At 38.4% G+C, this 20,346-nt stretch carries 15 protein-coding genes; all 15 read right to left on the reverse strand.

Annotated features, from left to right (window positions below; all coding sequences use genetic code 11):
• Nucleotides 1-112 precede the first annotated feature (112 nt).
• The 15 genes from ACHRVX_RS13515 to ACHRVX_RS13585 all read right to left on the reverse strand — a co-directional run bounded on the left by ACHRVX_RS13515 (nt 113) and on the right by ACHRVX_RS13585 (nt 20,264).
• On the reverse strand, nt 113-2,926 hold the full coding sequence (locus ACHRVX_RS13515) for a M16 family metallopeptidase (protein ID WP_395333020.1): 2,814 nt from the start codon (nt 2,924-2,926) through the stop codon (nt 113-115).
• Nucleotides 2,927-2,938: 12 nt separating this feature from the next.
• Nucleotides 2,939-5,200: a Gldg family protein gene (locus tag ACHRVX_RS13520; protein ID WP_395333022.1), complete on the reverse strand. Its 2,262-nt coding sequence runs from the start codon at nt 5,198-5,200 to the stop codon at nt 2,939-2,941.
• A gap of 11 nt (nt 5,201-5,211) precedes the next feature.
• Nucleotides 5,212-6,159 carry an ABC transporter ATP-binding protein gene (locus ACHRVX_RS13525; RefSeq protein WP_395333024.1) on the reverse strand — a complete coding sequence of 316 codons (948 nt, stop codon included), beginning with the start codon at nt 6,157-6,159 and terminating at the stop codon, nt 5,212-5,214.
• 59 nt (nt 6,160-6,218) lie between these two features.
• Nucleotides 6,219-7,589, reverse strand: a complete 1,371-nt coding sequence (locus ACHRVX_RS13530) for a RagB/SusD family nutrient uptake outer membrane protein (RefSeq protein WP_395333026.1) — start codon at nt 7,587-7,589, stop codon at nt 6,219-6,221.
• Between the two features lie 12 nt (nt 7,590-7,601).
• Nucleotides 7,602-10,994 carry a TonB-dependent receptor gene (locus tag ACHRVX_RS13535; protein WP_395333028.1) on the reverse strand — a complete coding sequence of 1,131 codons (3,393 nt, stop codon included), beginning with the start codon at nt 10,992-10,994 and terminating at the stop codon, nt 7,602-7,604.
• Nucleotides 10,995-11,131: 137 nt separating this feature from the next.
• Nucleotides 11,132-12,166 carry a FecR family protein gene (locus tag ACHRVX_RS13540; protein ID WP_395333030.1) on the reverse strand — a complete coding sequence of 345 codons (1,035 nt, stop codon included), beginning with the start codon at nt 12,164-12,166 and terminating at the stop codon, nt 11,132-11,134.
• A 224-nt stretch (nt 12,167-12,390) separates the two neighbouring features.
• A complete protein-coding gene (locus ACHRVX_RS13545) occupies nt 12,391-12,978 on the reverse strand; it encodes an RNA polymerase sigma factor (protein ID WP_395333032.1) in 588 nt (195 codons plus the stop codon).
• 231 nt (nt 12,979-13,209) lie between these two features.
• The gene (locus ACHRVX_RS13550; protein ID WP_395334087.1) at nt 13,210-14,307 is read right to left on the reverse strand and encodes a polysaccharide lyase family 1 protein; all 1,098 of its coding nucleotides are present in this window, start codon (nt 14,305-14,307) and stop codon (nt 13,210-13,212) included.
• 232 nt (nt 14,308-14,539) lie between these two features.
• Entirely contained in the window at nt 14,540-15,121 is a 582-nt protein-coding gene (locus tag ACHRVX_RS13555; protein ID WP_395333034.1) for a Crp/Fnr family transcriptional regulator, read from the reverse strand.
• A 77-nt stretch (nt 15,122-15,198) separates the two neighbouring features.
• Nucleotides 15,199-15,738 (reverse strand): NADPH-dependent FMN reductase, encoded by a 540-nt coding sequence (locus ACHRVX_RS13560; protein ID WP_395333036.1) that lies wholly within the window; start codon nt 15,736-15,738, stop codon nt 15,199-15,201.
• An 11-nt stretch (nt 15,739-15,749) separates the two neighbouring features.
• Complete coding sequence (locus tag ACHRVX_RS13565) at nt 15,750-16,607, reverse strand: pirin family protein (RefSeq protein ID WP_395333038.1); 858 nt, start codon at nt 16,605-16,607, stop codon at nt 15,750-15,752.
• On the reverse strand, nt 16,604-16,978 hold the full coding sequence (locus tag ACHRVX_RS13570; RefSeq protein WP_395333040.1) for a DoxX family protein: 375 nt from the start codon (nt 16,976-16,978) through the stop codon (nt 16,604-16,606). The genes ACHRVX_RS13565 and ACHRVX_RS13570 overlap by 4 nt, the downstream gene beginning before the upstream one ends.
• A 371-nt stretch (nt 16,979-17,349) precedes the next feature.
• A complete protein-coding gene (locus tag ACHRVX_RS13575; RefSeq protein WP_395333042.1) occupies nt 17,350-18,339 on the reverse strand; it encodes an MBL fold metallo-hydrolase in 990 nt (329 codons plus the stop codon).
• Nucleotides 18,340-18,489: 150 nt separating this feature from the next.
• The gene (locus ACHRVX_RS13580) at nt 18,490-19,359 is read right to left on the reverse strand and encodes a pirin family protein (protein ID WP_395333044.1); all 870 of its coding nucleotides are present in this window, start codon (nt 19,357-19,359) and stop codon (nt 18,490-18,492) included.
• A gap of 26 nt (nt 19,360-19,385) precedes the next feature.
• Nucleotides 19,386-20,264 carry an NmrA/HSCARG family protein gene (locus ACHRVX_RS13585; RefSeq protein ID WP_395333046.1) on the reverse strand — a complete coding sequence of 293 codons (879 nt, stop codon included), beginning with the start codon at nt 20,262-20,264 and terminating at the stop codon, nt 19,386-19,388.
• Nucleotides 20,265-20,346: the final 82 nt, after the last annotated feature.

The raw sequence follows: 20,346 nt of genomic DNA on the forward strand, positions 1-20,346 counted from the left end.
AGCACTTTACCGGATTCAAGTTTTTTTTATAATGCATTTACAAAAACAAAAAAGGCTGTCTGCAAAGACAACCTTTAATGACTAATTCAATAAAAAATGTTGTCTAAAGTTCTTATCTCCCCTTCTTACTATCAGGGCTCATAATTACCTCGACACTTGTAGAACTATCCAGTACGTGCTTACTAAACTGCTGAATAGTTTTCTGATTAATTTTAGCAATTATTTTTTTATATTCCTGATCCCCTAAAAATGGAATTTTATTCAGACTGCTGTTATAAAGGGTGTTGATCCAGAAAGCATTCGTTTTGACATCCTCTTCCCTGCCTTTTAAAATTGCTCTTTTGACGTCCTCCAAATCATCTGAACTTACGGGCTTTGATTTCAAATCATTTATTTCCTTCCAGACAATCTCCATAAGTTTATCCTGCTTTTCAGGATTGCAGTCAAAAGTCAGGGCCAGCTGAAAAGAAGCTTTGGGAATAAGATTTACAGTACCGCTCACATTAACCCCGTAACTCCCCCCTTCTTCTTCCCGAATGGTCTGCAGAAAGCGTTTTGACAGTAATTCCCCTAGTATATACATGGACATTTCATTCTCCTGACTGTAATTAATTTTGCCACTCAGGCTCAGGTAAACAGTTGTTTTAGGGATTTCCATTGGACGTTTGAAATGAACGACGGTTTTTCCTTTTGCCGGTTCAATATTATGATCGATGAAATTCTCTTTTATCTTTGGATCGGACTGAATGTTACCAATATATTTCTGGATCAGTCCCAATGCAGATTCCGGTATGTTTCCAACAAAAACGAAAGTGAAGTCAGATGCATTTTTAAATCGGCTGCGATAAATATTTTCTGCTTTTTGCAGATCAATAGCGGAAAGAAAATTATTGTTGAAGATGAAAGTCCTCTCATTATGATTTGAATTTGCCAGATCTACTGTATCCTTCATCGCGCTGGCATTATCCTCTTTGAGGTTTTCAAGACTATTTTTATACTGCTCTTTTAAAATATTTAAAATATTGGGATCAAAACGGGGAGCTTCAAAAGAAAGATAAAGCAACTGCAGCATGGTTTCGAAATCAGCCTGATTTGAATTCCCTTGGAATCCCTGAGTATTCTCACCGATAAAAGGAGCAGCTTTTGCTACTTTTCCGGTAAGCTTTTCCTTTAATCCAAGACCATCAAAATTACCAAGACCGGATGATCTTGCCAGTACCGCGGCCACCTCCGCTGAGGCCAGATCCTCTGTTTTGACTAATGATTTCCCTCCTTTTGCAAAAGCCGAAAAAATAACCTGGTCCTGAGAATATGAAGTCGGCAGTACAATTACTTTAGCATTGTTGCCCAGAATATACCCTTTTGCAGCGGGTATTCCGGCAACTTGAAATGTCTTTTTGATCACTGAAGGCTTCAGCTCTTTATCGATCAAGGGGGCATTAGTATCTTTTTTTGTGTAAGGTTCCAAAATCATGTTTTCCACCTTTTTCATCACCCCAATAACAGCCTGCCTATCAGGAAATTCACTCCTGTCCAGATCAGAACCTGTCACTAAGACCACTTGGTTGTCCGGTTTTTGAATATTTTTACCGTATGCATTAAATTCCTCCAGGGAAATACTCTTTATAATTCCTACAATGAGATTATAATCATCCTGGGCAGAAAGAAAAGGTTTGGCTTTAAGGAAATAATTGGTAAGTTTATCTGCCCAACTTTCATTGTCCACTTTGTCCTTGTTACTGATAAAATCATCGTAGGAACTGATAAAGAGCTGTTTGGTTCTGTCTAATTCACCCTGCAGGGCTCCATATCTCCTTAGTCGCTCCGCTTCTGTATATCCTTCTTCAAACCCTTGAAGTGTTTTTCCTTTTTTGGTTTCCATTAATATATTAAATGATGTATTTAACCGTGAAACCGGATCAAAATAAGACTGCAGGTTTAAACTTGAACTTTGATTTTTCAAAAGAAGCTCCCTGAAACGATAGTTCAGAATGCTGGTATAGAAAGAATTCATCACATTTTCTCGCGTGACAATACTGTCTCTAACCAATGGTTCATCCAAAACATACTGGAGCGTAACTGCTGTGGATGAGGCTTCTTTATCTGAGGCCGTTCCAAAATACAGTCCATTGTGTTTTGGAATCTCAGCATATGTTCTCAGGGCCGCATTTTTTTCCAGGGGAATATCCGAGAATATTGTTTTAATCTTTTGCTCTATTGTTTTAACGTCAATATCACCAACGACAATAACGGACTGAAGGTCCGGTCTGTACCATTTTTTATAGTAACTTCTAAGATCTTCATATTTGAAATTGTTGATGATATCCAGATCACCGATAACATCCCTTTGACTGTACTTGGAACCCTTGTATAAGACCTGGTCTGTCTGGGCCTTCAGCCTGAAACCGCTTGTTCTCCGTGTTCTCCATTCTTCCCTGATAACACCCCTTTCAGCATCAATCTCAGCATCTGTCAGTGATAAGGCGCCCGACCAGTCATGTAAAACCCAAAGTGTTGAATCTATTAGCTTTTCATTTTGTACCGGAACGGTGCTAATATTGTAAACCGTTTCATCCTGAGCCGTGTAGGCGTTAATGTCTCTGCCAAAACTCACTCCGTTTTTTTCCAGCATTTTAATGATTCCTTTACCTTTAAAATGTTCGGTACCATTAAAGGCCATATGCTCGAGAAAATGTGCCAGTCCATTTTGATTGTCCTCTTCAAGTATGGCGCCAACATTTTGTACAAAGTAAAAACTGACGCGGTCCTTTGGCTCTTCATTATGCAGAATATAATAGGTCATTCCGTTTTTCAGCTTACCGGCAGTGACCTCCTTGTTGAGTGCCATAGGGGTTTTGAATTGCGAAAATGCGCCATGAAAGGACAAAATCAGAATTCCGATTATGATATTTTTTTTTGGATACATTTATTTCTCGTTTTATCTTCTGTTTCTAGTTATTAATAAAAAAGCGCCGCTTAGCATGAGCAGTAATGGAAATAATCCTATAAAGACAATCTTACAAATGAAAACCTGATTGGCACTTATCGTAACAGTTTTATCGATACTTTTAGGTCTTGTCGTATCAATTGGAAATTCATAATTGCTCAGCCAGCTGAAAGTATCGGTGAAAAACTGGAAGTTACCAGAGCCATTTCGGCTTAATTCAGCATTTCCGATAAAATCAGCATCACCAGAGACAATGATCCGCTGCAATCTGCCATTTACAGTTCTGGTCAATGCAGCCACTAGGGGAACTTCCTTTAAGGAAGGTTGTTTTTTCAACTCCTCGGATATGGAGGTAATATCCATTTTGGATTCCCATGCAGGCATACTGTTAGTTTTTAAAAGCGGTGTTACCTTAAATCCTGCGTCTTTTACAATACTGATGCCGCTGCTCCCTAAAAACGGAATAGGATTATGGCTCTGGCTTAATTTAAAATTGGCATTCCCTATGTTTTTTGAAAACTGGGTTACTAAATAATCAGGAGCATCTGTTTCACTCTGCTGCACCAGCGCCTGTTGTGTAAAGCCTATACCTAATTTATCGGCTATTGCTGCAAGGGCCGAATTGGTCTCAGGTTCTGCCAGGAGCATTAAATTTTTTCCCTGATCAATGTAGTTGTTTACTCGGTCAACAGCCCCCTGGCTTAACTGGGTTTTAGGATCGGCTATAATTAAAATTGTGGTCTGCGCGGGAATATTCTGCGCATTGAGATCTATTGTTGAAACATCAAACCCCTGATTAATGAGGGAATACCTAAAGGAGACTTCATTAAATCCTGTCTTGTAATTTTTATCTCCAATCCTATCTATGCTGCGTTCCATATTTCCTGCCGCAAAAACAATTTTAGGAGCAGGAACAACCAAACGTTTTAATGCTGCGGAAATCTCCTTTTCCAGAGGTATTTTAAACATATCATCAAACATTCTCAAAAATGTCTTCTGTCCATTGTACTCCACTGTGCGTACAATTCTGTTCTGCTCGGGTTTCAAATCAACAATCTTTTTAATTTCCCCAGGAGCATATAATTTATCGAGTTTTAGATCCTGGGATTCAATCATCTTAAGAGCAAGTTCTTTGTCATTCAAACCCGGATTCTGCGCGTACAGGGCTTCATTGTTTGAAGTATCGTAATAATACACGTACTGCATTTCCATTTGGGGCAGAAAACGTGTATATTTCTCAAAACTGGCAATGTCCTGATTTTGAGAATAAGGCATAACCATATAGTAATTGATATCTAAAAGATTGACATAGGTTGTCATCTTAACCGGACCGTTTATTTTCCTGACGATATCCAGACTGCTCTTTGTAAGAGTCCTGTCATGGTTGCGTGTCATATCATAATAAGCCGATAAGGGTGCCCTTGAGGTAATATATCCAAATAAGAGAACGGTACTAACCAGTAAGGTATAGCTCAAAATTCTTTTTGAAGTAGTCTGAGCATCCCTTCCGGTCTGTAATTTATAAATACTAAGGCCGATAAAAAGGCTACTTACTAGTATAAAATAAAATATATCTTTACTGATAATTAGACCTTCAAGCATTTCATTGGCACGTCCGGCAATGGATAGGAAGTAGGTAATATCTTTTACGAAGAGAACATCCTGCCACAATTTTCCAATAAAATTTAAACCTGCCAGAACTACCAGCGTACTAATGGCCGCTACCACCTGATACGAAGTCAGACAGGACATGAAAAGACCGATTGCAGCATAAGTGCAGACCAGCAGATACAAACCGATTAGTCCTGAAAGGGCAAATTTCAAATCCAGGTTATCAATTGAAAAATAAGCTATTACAACCTGCAGTGCCAGTATCCCGACAAACAAAAGGCAATAACCTGCAATAGCCAGGTATTTACCCAATACAATATCTTTGATTTTTATTGGAGAAGAAAGCAACAGTTTAATCGAACCGCTGTTAATCTCACGGCTCACCAGCCCCATCGTCAATAGTGGTACGTACAAATACAGGTAATTCTGCATTTCAGTGTACAAGCCGCTGAAGCCTGAAAAAACGACCTGGGTAAGGTCATCCATACCTTCTCCCATCTTTTGTGCTTTTTCAAAGCGCTCAATGGAGTCAAAAAATTTCCAGCTGGACTGGATAGAAAATATAACTAAAACCACCCATGCCACAGGGGAATAAAACATCGTACTAAGCTCCGTTTTAGCTATTCTGTATATTGTTTTCATTTATTTATTTTTTATGAAGAAGTAGAATTTTTAGAAGGGGCCTTTTTTGATAATTGCGAAAAAATCTCATCCAATGATACCTTTTCAAATTGAATTTCTCTTAATTTCCAGTTGTTGTAAACACTAAGGGATACAATTTTTTCAGCAATTTCCTGTGTTCCGGTAAAAGTGATCTGAATTTTATTTGGTGAGATAAAAACGGCTTTAGTAACCTGCTCAATCTGCGCTAATGCTTCTAATTCTGGTGGATTTTCCATGCTTACCGTTAACGTATCTGCCTTGATATAATTATTGAAAGCCTCAATAGTATCCGAAAAGACCATATGCCCGTTTTCAATCATTCGGATGTCCTGACAGGTTGCCTGAACCTCCGAAAGGATGTGTGAAGAGAATATCACAGCTTTATCCTTAGAGATTTTTTTAATTAAGTTCCTCACTTCCAATATTTGGTTGGGATCCAGTCCATTGGTAGGTTCATCCAAAACCACCAGTTTGGGCTCATGGATGATGGCCTGGGCAATTCCCACACGCTGACGATAGCCACCTGAAAGATTTCGGATCAGGCGATTGCTGAAATGAGCAATACCGCACTGCTCCTTGGCTCTTTCCACAGCGCTTTTTAAATCTTCTTTTTTTACATGACGCAGCCCCGCGCAGTGGGTCAAATATTCATTAACCGTTAAATCTAAATGAAGAGGCGGTGTCTGGGGTAAAAAACCGATTAGTTTTTTAGCTTCAACAGGATTTTCTTTCAGGTTGATTCCGTCGATAAAAATATTGCCGCTTGTCTGATTTAAAACACCGCAGAGAATATTCATTGTTGTTGATTTTCCTGCTCCGTTTGAACCTAAAAGCCCCAGGATTCTGTTCTCTTTAATTTCAAAACTGATATTCTGCACGGCCCAGTCCCTGCTGTATTGATGCGACAGGTCCTCAACCCTTACAATTGTTGTTTCCATAGTGTTGCTTAAAACCCGGCAATGCATTTTTCAACACATTGCCGCGTTATGATTAAAATTTAGTATCCTGAATTTTGATTTAAAAAAGGATTAGAACGGATAGCCTCCTCAGGGATTGGATATAGATTATCCGTTGGGCTCCAGATTTTATCGGATAAAACAGAAAGAGTCTCATTTAACTTTCCGGTTCTTTTTAAATCCATCCATCTGTGTCCAAACTCTGCAAAAAGCTCGCGCTCCCTCTCCAGAGCAATAAGTTCGAGTAATTGATTGGCATCGTTTAGTGTTGTGGATTCCAGCAGTGCCCTGTTTCTTATGACATTGATATCTTGCTGAGCTCCCAAAATATCATTTGATCTTACCCGCGCCTCAGCTCTTATTAAATAAAGTTCCCCTAATCTTAACAAGGTTGAGCGCTCAAAAGGAGAATCTCCGTATGCATTTTTATATTTTCGTGGCGCTATACCAATAAAATTGTCATTTGTGTCATAAACATCTACTGTCCAGTTGCTCTTTCTTGCATCATCTGTCTCAAAAATGGTATTTCCTTTTCTAAGCAGATAAGTCCCTGCATCTGTAAATAATGCTGAACCTTCATAGGTAAAGGAATTATTAGCATACGGTATCTGAAGGATGGCTTCAGCATTATCTGCAATAAATGGGCTGTTATCATCGGTCAGGCCGGTAATTATCTCATAAGTTCCCGTCTGGTTTATTACCGCACTGGCATGGTCAGCAGCCTCGCTCCATCTTCCTAAATAAAGATTGACCCTGGCCAGTAAAGCTTCGGCAGCCCATTTTGTAGCCCTGATTCTCTCATCACCATAACTGCTGTAATTCACGGGAAGATTTCTTGATGCCTCTGTTAAATCAGCAATAATCTGTGCATATACCGCTTCCTGGGAAGATTGCGGTGCCAGCGAAGACTGATCCACGTTGGTTGTAAGGATTAAGGGAACTCTGCCCCAGAGATTGGTAAGGTTAAAATAACAGTATGCCCTCAGGAATTTAGCCTCTGCAGTCCATCGAGCACTTTTAGATGGTGTAAGGGTGGTACTTTTGCTTATTCCTTCAATGACACTGTTGGCATTGTAGACCGTTTTATAAAATGAAGTCCACATGGCGCTCATATTACCGTCATTGTCGGGAATTTCGTTAGTGCTGTAAACATTGGTAAGAAATGAACTTAAAATCAATTCGTCTGATGTTTGCCCCAAAGTAGTGTGCATCAGGTTATAGTAAGTATCATTTACCATACTTAGATAAATTCCGTTTACTGCAGCCTCAGCAGTCGGGTCCGAAGCATATACAGTAGAGGATGACAACTGATTAGCCGGCAGGTCAACATCGAGCATATCATCACATCCTGTAAATCCCAGTGCAATAAAAAACGACAATATATAGGTAAATTTAGTAGAATAATTTTTCATGGATTTTTAGATTTAAAATGTAAACTGTGTTCCTAAAGTGATCGTACGCAGCGGAGGCAGTGACAAGCCCTGAGTTTCAGGATCAAGCCCCTTGTACTTGGTAAAAGTGACCAGGTTCTGGCCCTGAAGCGAAACGCGGATACTTTGCAGGTATTTCTGGGTAGCTGCATCCAGAGGAATCTGATAAGATGCACTGACATTTTTAAGCTTTATATAAGAGGCATCTATGATAGAGGCATTGGAACCCATAAGATCATAAAAGCTGTCCTGAAATTCTGAACTCAATGCATTGCCCTGTGCTATATAAGCGTTATACTCATCCACTTGAAAATTAGCAGTGGAATACGGATAACCCGGCTGTGCTCCCTGGCTGGCCATAAGGGTAGTCCCATCCTGCTTTACAAATTGAAACAGGAAATCAAGTGTGAATGCCTTATAGGTAACTGTATTTGAAATACCACCATAGTATTTAGGATATGCAGGTCCGTAATACTGTCTGTCACCTCTGCCGGTGGCTGCCAGTTCATTAGAAATTTTACCGTCCCCGTTCACATCTTCAAATTGTGCTATCCCGTTAGCATCTACACCGGTGAAAGTCTGCAAATATCTACCGTTTAAAGGTTTGCCCACCACAAATTGCGAGTAATAACTCGAAGTTTCAATACCAGGAAATGCTAGTAATTTATTAGAGTTGGTTGAAATATTAAAAGAAGTCGACCAATTCAGGTTCTTGTTACGGATGTTTGTAGTACCTAATGTAAACTCCCATCCTTTATTTTCAACCTCGGCGGGAAGGTTTGTCTGGTAACTGGTAAATCCTGCCTGTGCGCTAAGTGTGGCATTGACGAGCTGGTTTCCTGACGTGTTTCTGTAATACGCTGCCGTGAAGGAAATACGGTCGTTTAAAAACCCTAAATCCATTGCGGCTTCAAATTTCTTTGTTACTTCCCATTTATAGTTTGGGTTGGCAATTCTAGCAGCAAACATCGCAGCATTTCCAATGCCATAAGTACGGGTATCATAAGTATCTGCGAAACCGTAGTCTCCAATAGCATCGCTTCCTACCTCCCCGTAGCTCGAACGCAGTTTACCAAAACTAAGCCATGTTAGTTCCTTTATGAAATTTTCCTGTGTAAAGACCCACGCACCTCCGATTGAACCAAAATTCCCAAAACGGTTATTTGCTCCAAAACGTGATGAACCATCCCTTCTAAAGTTTATGTTCAAAATGTATTTATTTGAAATATTATAGTTAAGCCTGCTGAAAAGGGAAATATATTTATATTCTGAACTGCCGTTTAAAGCAGTGACATTTGCTGCTGTACCCAGATTGCCAATCAAATTATCGGCGCTGTAACCTGTAGAACTTACATACGACGGCATCTCTGATTTCCTGTTCTGCCATGAGCCTCCAACTAGTGCTGTCAGGTTTCCTTTCCATATTGCAGTGGTATAGTTAAGCTGCGGATCAACGGTGAAATTATTGGTGATATTGGTGGAGACCGTATAGGATCTTGAATTATCCAGATCGATACCTAAAGTTTCATAAAATACATGGTTCATTGCCGATGACGGCATGAACTGTTTGGACTGCATCTGGGCTCTGCCATATCCAAGATCTGTTTTAAAAGACAGCCCTTTTGCTATTTCATATTGAATACTGAAACTTGTGATCAGGTTGGTACCTTTGTCATCTACCCTTCTCTCCAAAGCTGCAAGTGGATTGATATCGCTGAAATAGTCCCCGGACCAGTAATAGGTACCATCTGTATTGTATAAAGGGCGGTTTGGCGCAGTACTAACGGCATAATTTGTAATATCAAAAAATGGAAGCCTGTTATTGTCAAGAGCAAAAATGACAGAAGCCCCTAATTTTAATTTTTTATCCATCGTGAGATGATTGATATTAAAATTGGTAGAGAATTTATTATAACTGAAATCTCCAGGCACAACGGTAGTCTCCTTATGATATGCACCGCTTAAAAGAAAATTGGTATTCTCATTGCCTCCCTTTAGGGAAGCTGAAAAATTATTAAAGTTTGCTGTGCCTCCAATTAATTTTTTCTGCCAGTCGGTCTGGGCATTAGGATCCCAGTCTGTAAGGGCAATACCGTTGCTGAAATTACTGGCTGTATCGTTATTATTATCCAGGGCAGTCTGCAGCATGTTAAGATAAGCCGGTGTTTTTAATGTCTTAATCATATGGGCAACTTCTGAAATTCCGGAATTGGTATTTACGGTAAATTCCGTTTTCCCCGCTTTACCTTTTTTAGTGGTAATCAGCACAACACCATTGGCCCCCCTTGAACCATAAATTGCTGTAGCATCTGCATCTTTCAAAATTTCAATGCTTTCTATATCATTTGGATTGATAATATTAAGAGGGCTTGTAGACTGCTGGGCACCTCTAATTACGTTATCTGACTGAACCTGCTGTTTTATGTCATCACCAATATACGGAACACCATCCACCACATAAAACGGCAGATTATCCCCTGAAATAGAATTTCTCCCACGTATGCTGATATTGATATTGCTTCCGGCGTATCCTGAAGTCTGAGTTACAAAAACTCCGGGAGTTCTTCCCTGCAATGTCTGCAGAATATTTGTTACAGGCTGTTTTTCAATATCCTCAGAAGTGATTTTTACAACTGATCCCGTTGCTGTTCTTTTGGTTGTCGTTCCGTAACCAATTACCACGATTTCATCTAACCTGGCCAAATCGGGCTGCATCTTGATGGTAACTGACGTCTGGTTTTCAACGGTTATTTCTTGTGTTTTGTATCCTAAATAAGACACTTTAAGGGTATGTTTTCCAGCCGGGAGTTCAATATAGAACTGGCCGTCAAAATCGGAAATACCTTGCTTGTTGCCTCCTACAAGCGAAACTGTAACACCGGGAAGGGGCAGCCCGTTCTCATCAAGGACTTTTCCTGTAAGCATATAGGATGCTTCCATATCCTTGCCCTTTTCAGATGGAACATTTAGGTTCTTAGCACTCTCTTTCCTGTAAATCACAACACTTTTATCTACCTGCTTATAGACCAGGTTACTGCCCTGGAATACGGAGTTTAAAATCTCGCTTACACTTCTGCGGCCCCTTGGTGTGGAAACTTTTGGAAAATCTTTTATTATTTGGGGCTGATAAGCAAACAGTAATCCTGTTTTGCTTTCAATGCTTTTAAAAAGGGTTTTAATATCCTGATTTCGAAGTTCAATATCAACGGATATGGATTCTAAATTCTGCCCGCTCATTTCATTGGCAAAGACCATATGAGAGCCGCAGGTGAGTAGAAAAATGTGGAATAAGCTGATTCGCATAATCATAATGGTTTTTTTTGACAAGTGGGGAAATGAAGATTTCTTTTTCTTGTCAGGCATGGTTGATTTAAAGCCTAATTTCATAAATTTGCTTGTTTTTAATGGTTAGTTTGGATTTAATTATTAAGAATATTTGCCATCTGGTGTACGAGCCGGATGGTTTTTTTTTATAAATAGTTTACATCTATAGGCAGTATTTTAATTTTTTTAAATTGTCTTCATTACTGGCAGCCATCTCCCTGCAGGACAACCGAGCCAGTTTTATTATAGTGATATTGCGTTTCTATAACACTGCAGATTACTTTTAATACATGGTCAAGATCTTCATCATTGACAAAACTTGCCGTTATCCTGCACTTTTTTATTTTTTCATTGGACAGTAGAATCTGTACCTTGTATTTATCTGAGATCAATGCAGCTGCTTCTTCCATATTAATATCATCGAGGATCAGGTACTTATTTTTCCATTGGGTGACAGTCTCTGCGCTAACAATTTTATGCTGATAGCTTAACGTATTTTTGTTTACCCTGATCTGCTGGTTTGGAATAATCGTACCATATATCTTTTTGCCGTCCCCGACCTGAACCTTTCCCCGAATAACAGTAACCTCAATATTCTCGGTAGAATTTCCTGCTTTGATATTAAAGGCAGTACCCAGGACCTTTGTGCTGACTTTACCGGTATGTACTATAAAGGGCTTTGTTTTATTTCTTTTTATATCGAAAAAAGCCTCTCCGGTAAGTGTTACCTCACGGGTATTTAAATTAAAATCGTTTTGACGATAACTTATACTGCTATTTGCGTTTAGAAGTATAGTGCTGCCGTCGGGAAGATGAATCAATTGCTTACCGCTGAAAGCCATCATGTCATAATCGCCTTGAGGATCTTTCTGTTCCAAAACAGGAATACTTGTCTCATTGGATCTGAAAAAGAAAGTAGTGCCTGCGGCAAGTATTCCAATAATAGCGGCGGCGGCCAGAATCAAACGCACATTTTTTTTTCTTTTCCCTGCCATAGGAATCACTTTGGATAGCATGAGCGGTGCAGATAATATATCATGGAGAATAAAATCGGCTTTTTCGGGTTCTATCTCACTAAGGGCTTCATCTTCATAAAGTGAAAAATCAATTTTTTCCTTAATAAGGTCATCATATTTACCCTCATTTATAGCCTTCATCAGCTGCTGCTGATCTAATTCTGAAAGCGTATTTTGCAGATACCCCTCAAATAATTTTTCAAATACTTCTTTTTGCATCTTTATATAGTATAATTTTAATGGTCACCAAAATCACAGAACCGGAATATTATTCAAAATCAAACAGTGGTAAGCTATGCTTCCGATCTGAAAATTACAGGCCCTTTTATATAAAGACAATTTAGAAGCGGGACAGGACTAGTTGAATGAAAAAAAAAAGTGCTTTTTTTTCAAAAAGCACTTTTCATACCTAAAAACCAAACAGTTAGGCTTTGTTTTTTTTTCTAAAAAATCTTCATTCCGACATAAGCAGTTATCACAATGATATGATCCGTTAGCTGTGACCTAATAAATTTCAGGGCTTGGACCATATGGTTTTTAACAGTAAGAGGGGATATTTCAAGCACAACAGCAATTTTTTGATAGGTTAGCCCTTCTTCTTTGGCCATTAGATATATTTTTTGCTGCTGTGGCGGCAGCTTCTTTATGACTTTTTTTAGAAGAGCCATATACTGCTCGTCCTGAAGGGAAAAATCAGTTGTATTGACAGCAACTGTATTATGGCTTATTTCATTTTTAAAAGCAGTTTCTCTGGCCACTTTTTTAAGCATGTTGAAAATATGATTTCGGGAAATGATAAATAAATAACTTTCCACATCTGTTACCGCCTCCATGTTTTTGCGGTTTTCCCAAATCTTTAAAAAAATATCCTGAAGAACTTCTTCAGATAAGACTTTGGACTTTGTCAATTTTAATGCTGTGGAATAAACTACGTTTTTGTATGTATCATATAAAATTGTAAATGCCTGTTCGCTTCCCTGTGACAAGTCAGTTAGAAGTTTGTTTTCGTTAAAACCGGAATTTACAGACATAGCCCTTTATCGCATTTTTATGGAAGAGTTATTCATTCCCATATTTATCTTTTGAAATGTAAAAATGCGCAGCATGAATGCTGTAAAACGATGACAAATGATAAAAAAAACCGTTGACAAATGTCAACGGTTTGTTACAGCAGAACTGCCTGAGAGGCATGAGCTATTGGATACAAATAGATTCTTATATCAGAATCCATTGATTTTAATTTATATAAAATCCGATTTCATTTAGAATGAACCACAGATATTTCCTGTAAAAGTTGCACCAGCATTGGCGGAAACATCTGCTTTTACAGCCGATGCAGCTAGTGTAATTATGGAATATGGCGGGGTAAAAGCAGTTTTATTACCTGCTGTATTTCCACTTGTATTGGTAAAAATATTTCCGACTGCCGTTACCGCTGTATAACCGGCCATTAAATCAATGGGTACTTTAACGTTTTCAAAAACATTATTTTCCACACGAAGATTGGATTCAAATCCGGCCATTACGCACTGGGCGCTGGCCGTACTATTAAAGTAACTGTTGATAATATGCACCTGCCCAAAACGCACCCTCGGCATTCTGGCCTTACAGCCAGGTGCCCACCAGCAGCGTGCAAAAGTAATTTTTAATTTTCCGCGGTCATTTAATTCCTGATCCCCTGAGCCAATTAAATTTGAAAACCTGTGATCATCCGATCCGCCCGACCCTCCTGCTCTGGGAGCTTTAAGGTAATTGAACTTCGTGTAAGAAACTGTAATGTAATTCGATTGATTCTTGATGTCTAAATTCCCATCAACACCATCCCTGAACTCGCAGTGGTCTACCCATACATTCTGGCTGTTGTCTATGATGGCATTATCCCATCCATCAGTATCATACGCACCAGGGCCTTCAAAAATAAGATTTCGGATAATCAGGTTCTGGCATCTTTTAATGCTGATAATACCAGATTTTTCTTTAGTCTGATCAGTTGATACCAGTTTAGCACCGCTTGTTCCATAAATAGTCTTGCCTGTCTGGTCTTGTAAATTTAATCTTGCCGTAATTGTAATAGTACCGGTGATTTTTACAACCTTAACGGTTTTGCTTTCCACTGCGGCCTTTAACTGCGCATAATTATTTACTGCTGTTTCAGCTGAACTTCCCCCTCCGGTTGTGCTGCCGTTCTGGGATGCCCATCCAGGTACCTGGGAGCAATTACCTGATTTAGACGTAAGCCCCTGTGATTTTAACGCTGTGCTGTCCTGCTCACTCTGAGCGGAAACTTCTTCGTTATTGCAGCTTGTAAAACCAAGCATCAGCGTTATCAGGAGCACTGGGAATGTAGTTTTCATTTTCATCATAATTACTTATTTGAGGTTAAAATTAGTATCCTCAAAATTGTATATAAATTATTACAAAAAACGTGAACTAATTCATCTTTTTATTTTAACACATTTTTATTGCTGCCGATTTTAGATTAAATCCTGTCTCTATTAGAGATTATCAGATTTTCTCTGTAATTGAAAAATAATCCGTTACATAAAAACACTGTACCAAGAATAAATTTTTAATTGACCGCAGGTCCGCGAACTATTTCTCAAGGGTAATTTTACTTCTTATTTTACTTAGAAATTCCCTGCTTATGCCCAGGTATGAAGCAATGTGGAGATTAGAAATTTTCTGGTAATGTTTGGGGAATTTTTCAGTAAAATCAATGTAACGCTCATGGGCTGTTTTGCTTAGCGTATCGATCAATCTTCTCTCCAGAGCCACTTGGTTTTTCTGGGTGATGATCCTGAACAGTTTTTCAATTTTAGGCATGCTCTTATAAGCAAATTCCTTATCGGCTTTGGAGATTACAAGCACCGTACTGTCTTCAATTGCCTCAATGCAAAACTCAGATGTTTTTTCATTAGTAAAACTGTCAATATCGCTGATCCACCAATTCTCAAGTGCAAAATAAAGAATCTGCTCAGCACCTCTGGAATCAATATGGTAAACTCTAAACATACCCTTAACTACTAAAGCTTCAAACTTGCAGATTTCTCCTTTTTTTAATAAACAGCATTTTTTCTTAATCTCCCTTGGGTGGAATAAACTGCAGAATGAGTCTATTTCACCACCCGAAAGGTCAAGATGACTGGCTATGTTACTTCTTAAGGATTCTCTCATAATTCTCTTCCTGTTTCATGTCATGCTGCTTTGTGATATTGATGTGGAGAACTGCAAAAGCCCCATCTTTTCATTATTTATTTTAGGAAATCTGTTTTTATTGTCTTAATTTTTGATTCAAATGCAACTATAAAATTCTTGTTTACAATTCCATATTGATCGTTAAAATTTTCGTGGAAATTGGGCAGTGAAAAAGTATCAATGACAATAGCCCCGGAATGGGGCATCGTATTTTTTGCCAGTTCCAGTACCGTAATTCCCCCTTTTGACCCTGTAGAAGCCGATAAAATAAATACCAATTTGTTTCCAAATGCTTTGCGGTAAGGGATAACCGAAATCCAATCATAAATATTTTTAAATGCAGCCGAATAAGAACCGTTATTTTCCGAAAGAGATATAAGAAGCAGACTGCTCTGGTCTATCTTTTGGGCAAAATCCAATGCTAATTGGGGGATTCCTGAAGTTGCTGCCTTATCAATACTGAATATGGGCATTTCGTAATGGTTTAAATCCAGAATTTCCACAGAATGCTTTTCAAAAAAAGAAGCTGCATGCTTTACTAATTTTTTATTGATTGAGGAAGCACTGTTACTTCCTGCAAATGCAAGTATTTTCATTTTTTTATTTTTTAATCAATTTTATCATATTTTCCGTCGTAAAAATCCTTGTATGCCTCTACTATTTCCTGTTGGCTGTTCATCACAAAGGGACCTTCCGCAACTATGTTTTCGGTATACTCCTCGCCTCCGAATAACAAAAAAGCCGCTTTTGACTGTGAGTTGTTTTTAACTTCTATTTCTCCTGAATTTCTGGTAAATGCCACTAGTGCTCCTTCTTGAAATTCAGCATCATTTAAAATGATATTATCACTAATTGAAAAAGCGGCAGACTCAATTTTTTCCGTCAGGGTCATAGAGAACTGTTTTCCCGGCTCGAGCTCAATATGGTAGAGGAATTGTACAGAATAATTCGGGATTCTGGACCTCAGTTCTTCATAATTGCCTACAACAACTTTTATGGAGCCGCTATTCTCAGGTAAGGCCTTTTGGGGCACGTCAGTGGCCTGAACAGCCAGGTGAGCTGGGTGTTCTGCCTTGTTCACAGCAGGAAGGTTAATCCAGAATTGAAATCCGTGAATTATCTTGCTGTCTCTTTGGGAATCATAGTTTAAATTCCCATCGTGCACTATTCCGGTTCCTGCCTTCATCCATTGGACACCTCCGGAATGTATTTTTTCATAATTGCCCGCACTGTCAAAATGCTCCTCTTCTCCCTCAATAATATAAGTCAGGGTAGCAATTCCTCGATGGGGATGTGCCCCCATACCATTTTTATGGATCATTTCCTTTAGCACTGGTGCTATATAATCAAGAAAGACAAATGGACCAACTCTGTCCGCATACCTATTTGGAAGCATTCGATTAATAATCAAAGATCCAAGATTTGCTATATCACCCCTGGTTGAAAAACTTATTTCCTTTTTCATTTTAACTGTACTTTATCATCAACATAAAAAATATAAGAAACGCCCAAAATCGCTAAGAAAATAATGGGTACAACGCTCACTGCAACGGAGTCACCACTTGCATAATGCGCTATAGACGCAGAAATGAATGTTAAGGCAAATCCGAAATAGGCCAATAATTTTATTTTATCCCAAACCAATGGTACTACTAATACCAAAGCTCCCAGTGCTTTGAGGATTCCCAGTTCAATTCTAAAGTAACCCGGAAATCCCAGGTGTTCAAATGCTGCTTTCATATCCGCACTTGCCAGATATCCCCATGCGCTGAAAAGCATCATCACGGAAATAATTCCTGTTGAAGCCCAATAAATAATTTTGCCTGTTTTATTCATTTTTTTGTTATTTAATAATTTGTTTTCTACTACTTATGCAAAATTGCAGCATAAGAAATCCTAAAAACGATGCGTTATGATAAAAAAAACCGTTGACAAATGTCAACGGTTTTTAAAATTAACCTTTAGATTACTTCAGTAAAAAACAGCCTAAGAGCAGGTATAGCTCAAAAATAATCCCCTGTTCGCTTTTGTTTTATTAATCAATACCGCAGCGGCAGTTTACTGTCGTTTAATTTATTTATTCACATTTTAATAAGGCAAAGTTGCATCAATTACATACTTTGGGGGCAATGAGATAGGATAAAAAACATTTCAGAAATACATTTGTCCTTATTATTTCATACATGTAGTTTCTGCTGAAAACCAATTTAGACCAAAATGATCTTCTCCCCAATCTGCATCCATACTATTTGATCAGCGGCCTGTGGATATTGCTCCCTTAATACTTTTTCAGGATAAAAAACAGGTTCATCGCTAAGATCAAAAGTTCCATAGTGCATAGGCATCCATTTCTTTGCTTTTAAATCTTTAAACGCCTGAAGGGCATCTGATGGTCCTGTGTGTGATGATTTCATAAACCATTGAGGCTCACAGGCGCCAATTCCAATGAGTGCCAAATCTATATTGTAATCAGTGCCAATGTCCCTGAAATGAGGTCCATACCCACTATCCCCTGCAAAATAAATTTTCTTTCCAGATACCTTATCCTGTATCATAAACGAACCCCACAAGTTTAAGTTGGTGTCGGTTATCCATCTTCTTGACCAATGCTGGCTAGGTAAATAATCAATAGCAAGGGTATCAGAAGTTTTATACTGCTGGTACCAGCCTGCTTCCTGAATCTCATTTTTTATGCCCCATCTTTGTAAAATTTTTCCAATTTCTAAACCAGTTAGAATAACGGCTTCGGGATTGTACCTGCATAGTTGAATAATACTATTTTTATCAATATGGTCACGATGATTATGTGAGAGTAAAAGATAATCAACATTATCTAACTCTTTTAGCTTAAAAGGCACTTCTGTATAACGTTTCAAAAAACGGTTATGGGCAATAACAGGATCAATCAATATACGAATATTGTTTAAATCAATAATAAAGCAGGCGTGACCAATAGGAATAATCCCATTAGTACTTTTATCATTAATATGACTTACAGGTTTCCAGCTCAAAGGCGATTCTTGTCCTTTTTTGAGCTTGGTAAGCGGCCTTGGATTTGACATCCAACGCCAAAAATCACTAAATTTTTTAATATCGTCGCCATACAGGTTGGCATACAATCCTTTGCTGTTTAACACGTTGCCTTTCCAATCAGGCTTTACAAATTTCAATTTGCTATTAAATAATTTCAATGCCATATATTGATTTACTGATTATGCTGTTTGCTATTTCTGTTTCTCCAGTTTGATGTAAGCCATTTTATTGCAGGCATCTTCAGATTTAGCCCTAAAAATGGATAGAATTAAGAATCTTCACCGTAACGGTTTTGTCTCTGTTCTGGCAAATTCTTATTGTGCTTTTGTTGTGATCTCCCCGTATTTACCAGCGTAAAAATCCTCATAGGCTGAAATTATTTCTTCTTTGCTATTCATCACAAAAGGGCCTTCTGCAATAACCGGTTCTGTATATTCTTCTCCTCCAAATAAGAGAACATCAATTGTTCTCAGCCCTGTATTTTTTATTTCTATTTCTCCTGCTTCTCTGCTGAATTCTACAAACTCACCTGTTTTGAATTCCGTATCGTTCAGTACTGCATTTTGAGTACTCAAAAAGGCAGCCGCCTCTATTTTATCAGTCAGACTGAGAGAAAATTGTTTCCCGGCTTCCAATTGGATGTGATATAAAAATTGCTGTGAATAATTGGGGATTTTCGAACTCAGCTCTTCATAATTCCCTACAATCACTTTTATCGTTCCACTTTGATCAGGCAATGTTTTTTTTGGCACTTCGCTGGCCTGAATCGCTAAATGTGCCGGTTTTTCTGCTTTATTTTTCGCAGGCAGATTGATCCAAAATTGAAAGCCCTGAATGATTTTACTGTCTGTTTGGGCATCGTAATTTAAATTTTCGTCATGAACTACTCCTGTCCCCGCTTTCATCCATTGTATACCACCGGAATGTATTTTGGCATAATTTCCGGCACTGTCAAAATGTTCTTCCTCACCCTGAATAATATAAGTCAATGTAGCAATACCACGATGTGGGTGAGCACCCATGCCACTTTTAGTTACTATATCTTTGATGGCAGGTGCCACATAATCAAGAAATACAAAAGGACCAACTTTACCAGTATAGCTATTAGGTAAGATTCGGTTTATACTCAAAGATCCAAGATTGACTACATTACCTTTTGTTGAGAAACTTGTTTCCTTTTTCATCTCTGTCAATTTTTAGGTTTCATTTCTTAACTATTCTTACTTAACCATTGCTCAAGGGGCACGAATTCACCGACAGCAATTTCTTTAGCCATCTCAATTTGTGATACAGAATCAGGTCCCATGTAAGTGTGTTTTTCAAAATAACCAAACATTTCAGCAAGTTCCTTTGCACCATCAAAAAAAGTTGCAAAGACCTCAGCAGGCACTTGTGAAAAACTGTATTCTTTACCATTGCTTTTATATGCTTCAATAATATCATTAAAACTGTACAAATCGGTTGCCAGTGAAAGATAGCTGCCATTTCCTGCTTTTTCAGGTTGCAAAAATGCACCTGCAACTACTTTTCCTAAGTCATTTATATCTGACATATGAATTGCTTTTTTTGTTGGATCAATTGGAAAAGTCCAGCCAGTTGTACCGTCCTGTTTTGGCTGTGGGCCAAGCATCCCAACAAAATTTTGATAATAAAATGGAGGCTGAACAAATGTTGAATATTTAAACCCTGCACTTTTTACCAAATTATCCACCTTCGCCTTCAACGTAAAATGAGGAACTTCAAATGAACCTTTACTAATGATGTCTACATCAGGAAGTGTTGACCAAATAAAATGCTGCACCCCTGTCTGTTTTGCAGCCTCAATAGCATTTTTACCCTGTGCAATTTCATCTGCTCCCTCCCAAAAATTTGTAACTGCAAATACACCGTAAGCATTCTTAAAAGCGTTTTTTAAAGATTGCAGATCGGTTAAATCTGCATAAACGGCTTCATTTGCATTTCCAGAATATTTTTCCGGATTTCTGGTTATGGCTCTTACATTAAAAGAGCCTTCCTTTTCAAGTGCATTTACAATACCCTTCCCTTGTGCACCTGTTGCCCCAATTACTACTATAGTTTTCTTTTCCATTTGATTTGCTTTTTATATGTTTTTTTGTTGATTTAACAATACAAAATTGCAATGCAAACAAGCTTTGAAACGATGAGATATG

The organism is Flavobacterium sp. FlaQc-47, assembly GCF_044006475.1.
Classification (GTDB): Bacteria; Bacteroidota; Bacteroidia; order Flavobacteriales; family Flavobacteriaceae; genus Flavobacterium.

What these genes read in the sequence shown, in the direction of transcription:
- ACHRVX_RS13535 (WP_395333028.1), bottom strand. Translation starts at nt 10,994, where the DNA reads ATGAAATTAGGCTTTAAATCAACCATGCCTGACAAGAAAAAGAAATCT.
- ACHRVX_RS13515 (WP_395333020.1), bottom strand. Translation starts at nt 2,926, where the DNA reads ATGTATCCAAAAAAAAATATCATAATCGGAATTCTGATTTTGTCCTTT.
- ACHRVX_RS13520 (WP_395333022.1), bottom strand. Translation starts at nt 5,200, where the DNA reads ATGAAAACAATATACAGAATAGCTAAAACGGAGCTTAGTACGATGTTT.
- ACHRVX_RS13540 (WP_395333030.1), bottom strand. Translation starts at nt 12,166, where the DNA reads ATGCAAAAAGAAGTATTTGAAAAATTATTTGAGGGGTATCTGCAAAAT.
- ACHRVX_RS13560 (WP_395333036.1), bottom strand. Translation starts at nt 15,738, where the DNA reads ATGAAAATACTTGCATTTGCAGGAAGTAACAGTGCTTCCTCAATCAAT.
- ACHRVX_RS13570 (WP_395333040.1), bottom strand. Translation starts at nt 16,978, where the DNA reads ATGAATAAAACAGGCAAAATTATTTATTGGGCTTCAACAGGAATTATT.
- ACHRVX_RS13575 (WP_395333042.1), bottom strand. Translation starts at nt 18,339, where the DNA reads ATGGCATTGAAATTATTTAATAGCAAATTGAAATTTGTAAAGCCTGAT.
- ACHRVX_RS13565 (WP_395333038.1), bottom strand. Translation starts at nt 16,607, where the DNA reads ATGAAAAAGGAAATAAGTTTTTCAACCAGGGGTGATATAGCAAATCTT.
- ACHRVX_RS13550 (WP_395334087.1), bottom strand. Translation starts at nt 14,307, where the DNA reads ATGAAAATGAAAACTACATTCCCAGTGCTCCTGATAACGCTGATGCTT.
- ACHRVX_RS13545 (WP_395333032.1), bottom strand. Translation starts at nt 12,978, where the DNA reads ATGTCTGTAAATTCCGGTTTTAACGAAAACAAACTTCTAACTGACTTG.
- ACHRVX_RS13555 (WP_395333034.1), bottom strand. Translation starts at nt 15,121, where the DNA reads ATGAGAGAATCCTTAAGAAGTAACATAGCCAGTCATCTTGACCTTTCG.
- ACHRVX_RS13580 (WP_395333044.1), bottom strand. Translation starts at nt 19,359, where the DNA reads ATGAAAAAGGAAACAAGTTTCTCAACAAAAGGTAATGTAGTCAATCTT.
- ACHRVX_RS13585 (WP_395333046.1), bottom strand. Translation starts at nt 20,264, where the DNA reads ATGGAAAAGAAAACTATAGTAGTAATTGGGGCAACAGGTGCACAAGGG.
- ACHRVX_RS13525 (WP_395333024.1), bottom strand. Translation starts at nt 6,159, where the DNA reads ATGGAAACAACAATTGTAAGGGTTGAGGACCTGTCGCATCAATACAGC.
- ACHRVX_RS13530 (WP_395333026.1), bottom strand. Translation starts at nt 7,589, where the DNA reads ATGAAAAATTATTCTACTAAATTTACCTATATATTGTCGTTTTTTATT.